Source organism: Mycobacterium sp. TH-M25, assembly GCF_057473665.1.
Genome location: NZ_JBYCLA010000320.1, coordinates 1 through 5411, shown reverse-complemented (window position 1 = coordinate 5411; position 5411 = coordinate 1). Strand labels below are relative to the sequence as shown.

General features: G+C 66.4%; 4 protein-coding genes. 2 read left to right on the top strand and 2 right to left on the bottom strand.

All coding sequences use genetic code 11. The features are described 5' to 3' along the window. A partial coding sequence (gene sufB, locus AC2VOU_RS10825) for a Fe-S cluster assembly protein SufB (protein WP_486957379.1) occupies nucleotides 1-2461 on the bottom strand: 2461 nt, incomplete at its 3' end. Further along, nucleotides 2458-3279, bottom strand: coding sequence for a helix-turn-helix transcriptional regulator (locus AC2VOU_RS10820; protein WP_486957378.1), 822 nt, complete (start codon nucleotides 3277-3279; stop codon nucleotides 2458-2460). The genes sufB and AC2VOU_RS10820, both read right to left, overlap by 4 nt. A gap of 76 nt (nucleotides 3280-3355) precedes the next feature. Here AC2VOU_RS10820 and mptB point away from each other — a divergent pair, with 76 nt between their 5' ends. After that, nucleotides 3356-5062 (top strand): polyprenol phosphomannose-dependent alpha 1,6 mannosyltransferase MptB, encoded by a 1707-nt coding sequence (gene mptB, locus AC2VOU_RS10815; RefSeq protein ID WP_486957377.1) that lies wholly within the window; start codon nucleotides 3356-3358, stop codon nucleotides 5060-5062. Beyond that, nucleotides 5059-5411: ATP-binding cassette domain-containing protein (locus tag AC2VOU_RS10810; protein ID WP_486957376.1), on the top strand; the 353-nt coding region annotated here is incomplete at its 3' end. The genes mptB and AC2VOU_RS10810, both read left to right, overlap by 4 nt.

Sequence of the window (5411 nt, the reverse complement as noted above, 5' to 3'; positions counted from 1 at the left end):
GGTTGTCGCTGACCTTGGACACGGTCGCTTCGTGGCCCATCGTGACGTCGTCCTCGCGGATGTCGACGTAGGGATAGGTGTCGCTGCGGCTGATCGTATCCACCAGCAGCGCATCACATTTCACGCTGGACCGTGATCCGTACGCACCCTTGTTCACCTGGACCAGCCCACGGTAAGAGGCACGACCACCGCCGCGCGCCACCGACTTGGACACGATGTTGCTCGACGTGTTGGGCGCCAGGTGCAACATCTTGGCACCGGTGTCCTGGTGCTGGCCCTCGCCGGCGAACGCCACCGAGAGCACCTCGCCTTTGGCGTACTCGCCGGTCATCCAGACCGCCGGGTACTTCATCGTGACCTTGGACCCGATGTTGCCGTCGACCCACTCCATGGTGGCACCGGCCTCGGCCCGGGCCCGCTTGGTGACCAGGTTGTAGACGTTGTTCGACCAGTTCTGGATGGTCGTGTAACGGCAACGGCCGCCGGGCTTCACGATGATCTCCACGACCGCGGAATGCAGCGAGTCGCTCTTGTAGATCGGTGCGGTACACCCCTCGACGTAGTGCACGTAGGCGCCCTCGTCGACGATGATCAGCGTTCGCTCGAACTGGCCCATGTTCTCGGTGTTGATCCGGAAGTAGGCCTGCAGCGGGATGTCGACGTGCACGCCCTTAGGCACGTAGATGAACGAACCACCGCTCCACACCGCGGAATTCAGCGCCGAGAACTTGTTGTCGCCGGCCGGGATCACCGTGCCGAAGTACTGCTGGAAAAGCTCGGGGTGCTCCCGCAGGGCGGTGTCGGTGTCTTGGAAGATCACGCCCTGGGCCTCGAGGTCCTCGCGGATCGAGTGGTAAACCACCTCTGAGTTGTGCACGACGAGGCCCTCGGCCACGAAGTTGTGTGGGCCGTCGACCTCGATGTCGTAGACCGGCTCCACCGCGTAGGGTTCGATCGATTTGACCCGCTCGAAGCCGAGCCATTCGTTGGTGTGCGCCCGGATCGTCGTTCCATGCGCACCATGGGACGAATGCATGTAGCGACGGCGACCGAATCGACCAGTCCGCTTCGGGTTGCGGCACCCGAGCCGCTCGAAGTCACCGGAAATGCCGAGCCGCCAAGCGATCTGCATACGCTCCGGAGCGTGCCGATAGGGCTGCGTGAACGACCATGGCCCGCCCGCTCGGAGGCCGGACAACTCGGCCAGTTCACGGGCCTGTCCCAGCAACGCCTCGTTGGCACAGGTCAACAAGACCGAACCGCCGCTGGCCGGCCCGACGTATCCGTCGGCGTCGACCCAGCCGCCGAGGAAGGCCAACCGCTGATCACGCGGTAATCCGTAAACCCAGTCAGGCACCCGCTTGGTCAGCGACAGGCCCGCAAAGCCCAACTCGACGATCCACTCCGTGAGCGCTTTGGAATTGACGACCACGCGGTACTTGTCGGCCTCGATGCAACGCAGCCCGAACAGGTCTTTCACGACGCGGGTCAACTCGGCCCGCAGCTCGACGTCGCTCTCAGGAATAGCGAACTGAACTCGATAAGTCCTCGTCGACAGATGCAGATTGCCGTCGCCGATGTAAAGCCCCAGCAGCCACATCAGATCGACCGAACTCATTGCCGGAGTTGTCAAACCGGCAACGCTCGGGAGGTTGGCCGCCGCACCGAAGCTGGGAACGGTTCGTGGCACCCCGATGAAGTCGCCGGGCTTCAGCTCTCCTACGGTGACCCAGCGCCGGGCGTACCTGGCGCGCTGACTGCCGTCCTTGCGCTCGTCACGCAACACCAGCATCGGGTGGTTGTCGGTCGCGCGGACCGTCCGCCGCGTCGTCTTCACCTCGTAGGTCAACCGGGTGTCGGTCTGAGCGGACGCCTTGACCGGCGCAACTACGAATTGCTCGGCGGCCTCGTCATAGGCAAAAACGCGATCGCCGAAGTCGATCTCCTTGATCGGGACTTGGCCCCGGTTAGCCGTCCACACCAACGTGTCACCGGCCAAGCATTCGTACTGGGCGGCGACACCGGAGACCAGTCGCTGCTTCTCGGCTTCGGGGATGCCCAGCCTGTCGTAGGTGTTCTTGATGTCCGCGGGCAGGTCGTCCCACGTTGCGGCCTGTTTCTCGCTGGAGCGCACAAAGTACTTGATGTTGTCGAAGTGGATGCCCTCGAGGTCGGATCCCCAATTGGGCATCGGCTTGCGTTCGAAGATGCGCAGCGCCTTCAGGCGGTGCTCCAGCATCCACTGCGGCTCGCTCTTCTTGGCCGAGATGTCGCGCACCACTGCTTCGGACAGCCCGCGCTGGGCGCTGGCGCCGGCCACGTCGGAGTCCGACCAGCCGTAGCCGTAGCGGCCCAGCGAGGCAATCGTCTCCTCTTGAGTCAGGGTGTCCTGAGTCAGGGTGTCCTTCTTCAGGGTCTCGGCGGGCACAGCCGTCTTGGCGACTTCCGGGGTGAGAGTCACAGCGACACTCCTTGGGTGCTCGTGGTGGCTTCGGCGCGGGCTGTGCGCCGAAGTTCAGTCGGTGTGGCCGGGCTGGGTTGGCCCGCGGCGAGCGGAACGTGGGTGGTGCAGGCGCAATCGCCGTTGACGATTGTCGCCAGCCGCTGCACGTGGGTGCCCAGCACCTCGGCGATCGCCTGCTGCTCGGTTTCGCACAGCTCCGGGAATTCCTCGGCGACGTGCGACACCGGACAGTGATGCTGGCAGATCTGCACACCGTGGATCGGACCGCCCACCTGCGTGGTGGTCGCGACGTAACCGGCCTTGGACAAGGCTCCGGCGATTCGCTCCGCGGTGGCCTCGATCTCTTCGTCGGCGCCCGAATCGGCCGCCTCGACACCGGACAGGATCATGTCGATGCGCTGCCGCGCGAAATCGCGGACCGCCTCTTCGCCGCCGATCTCCCGCAGTTGACGCATCGCGGCGGACGCCAGGTCGTCGTAGCTGTGGTCTAGCTTCGCGCGGCCGGTCGCGGTCAGCCGGTACCGCTTGGCGGGCCGTCCCCGTCCGGCTTGCTGCCAGGGCGCCGCGGGTGCCGACTCGGCTTCGCCCATGTCGATCAGCACATCGAGGTGGCGCCGGACCCCGGCGGTGGACAAACCCAGCCGCTCACCGATCTGCCCGGCGGTGATAGACCCCGACTCCAACAGCAGCCGGATGACGGCGCTGCGGGTCTGACCGTCGTGCGTCGCAGCCGCAGCGGCCGCTTCAACACTTTGGACGGATTGCGAGAATTTCACAACACCAATGTTACGCAATTCCGGGGACGAGTCCAGCAAGGCTACCCTGCGCCGAGGTTGCGCTGGTCACACCTGCCCAGTTCGGCCGGGCCGAGGTGCCGGTTACGCTGCTGTGATGGCGGACCGCCTCCACTCGCTTAGCTCGTCGATCGCCAGCCTGCACGGCGATGAGCTGGCGGTCGGCCCGCCGCTCAACGACACCGAGGAACGCGCGCTCCGTCGCACCCGGGTGTTCGGCGCCACCGGAACGGTCTTGATGGGCATCGGCGCTCTCGGCGCCGGGGCGCGGCCGGTCGTCCAAGACCCGACGTTCGGGGTTCGGCTGCTCAACCTGCCGTCGCGGATCCAGACGGTGTCGCTGACGATGACCACCACCGGTGCCGTGATGATGGCGCTGGCTTGGCTGATGCTCGGCCGCTTTGCGCTGGGCAAGCGGAAGATGTCCCGCGGCGAGTTGGACCGCACGCTGCTGTTATGGGCACTGCCGCTGCTGATCGCACCTCCGATGTACAGCAAAGACGTCTACTCGTACCTGGCGCAGAGCCAGATCTGCCGGCTGGGACTCGACCCGTACCGGGTGGGCCCGGCGACCGGGCTGGGCCTCGATCATGTCTTCACGTTGTCGGTGCCGAGCCTATGGCGCGAGACCCCGGCCCCCTACGGTCCGCTGTTCTTGTGGATCGGCCGCGGAATCTCGGCGCTGACCGGCGAAAACATCGTCGCAGCGGTGCTCTGCCACCGGCTGGTCGTCCTGCTCGGGGTAGCTCTGATCGTCTGGGCGACGCCGCGATTGGCCCGCCGCTGCGGAGTGGCCGAAGTCAGCGCGCTGTGGCTCGGGGCCGCCAACCCGTTGCTGATCATGCATCTGGTCGCAGGTATCCACAATGAGGCTCCGATGTTGGGGCTGATGCTCACCGGAACCGAATTCGCGCTGCGCGGTGTCGACTCGACGCGTCCACTCTGGCCCCGACCGTGGCCGCGGGCCAGCGGTCATTGGGCGGACTGGGCACCGCTGGGCATGTTGCTGACCGGGTCAGTCCTGATTGTGCTGTCGTCGCAGATCAAGCTCCCGTCGCTGCTGGCCCTGGGCTTCGTCACGATGGCACTGGCCCAGCGCTACGGCGGCAGAATCAAGGCGTTTTTCCTGACGGGCGCACTGATGGCCGCGTTGTCGCTGGCCGTGATGGCGGCCGTGGGATCGGCGAGCCGACTCGGTTTTGGCTGGGTCTTCACGTTGGGCACAGCGAACGTGGTGCGCAGTTGGATGTCTCCGCCGACCTTGATCGCGCTGGGCACCGGGCAGGTGGGCATCCTGCTGGGCCTGGGCGATCACACCACCGCTGTGCTGTCGCTGACCCGCGGCATCGGCGTGTTGATCATCGCGGTGTTGGTCGCCTGGCTGCTGCTCGCCGTGTTGCGCGGCCGATTGCACCCGGTCGGGGGGCTCGGAGTCGCGCTGGGCGGGTGTGTCCTGCTGTTTCCGGTGGTACAGCCGTGGTATCTGCTGTGGGCGATCGTCCCGCTCGCGGCGTGGGCAACGCGGCCCGGTTTCCGCATCGCGGTGATCATCGTGACCATGGCCGTCGGGGTGTTCGGTCCCACGGCCAACGGTGACCGGTTCGCGCTGTTCCAGATTGTGGACGCCACCCTGGCCAGCACCGTCATCGTGGCCATGCTGATCTTCGTCACCTATGACCGCCTGCCGTGGCGGTCGTTGCCCGACGACGAGCCCGCCCGCGATGCCGCCAATCGGGATACCACGCCCGACGGACGGGCCCCGCAGCCCGACCCGCTGCCGGACGCCTACGCTAAATCGTCGTGAGCACCGCTTCTGATCCCCCCGTGCGGCTGCGCGGGGTGTGCAAGCAGTACGGCTCGACCACCGCGGTCTCCCACCTCGACCTCGACGTGCACACCGCCGAGGTGCTGGCGCTGCTCGGCCCCAACGGCGCCGGCAAGACCACGACCGTCGAAATGTGCGAAGGATTCCTCCGCCCCGATACCGGCACTGTCGAAGTGCTCGGGCTCGATCCGATCGCCGACAACGCGCGGCTGCGGCCACGCATCGGCGTGATGCTGCAGGGCGGCGGCGGCTATCCCGCGGCCCGGGCCGGGGAGATGCTGAACTTGGTGGCCTCCTACGCCGCCGACCCGCTCGACCCGCAGTGGCT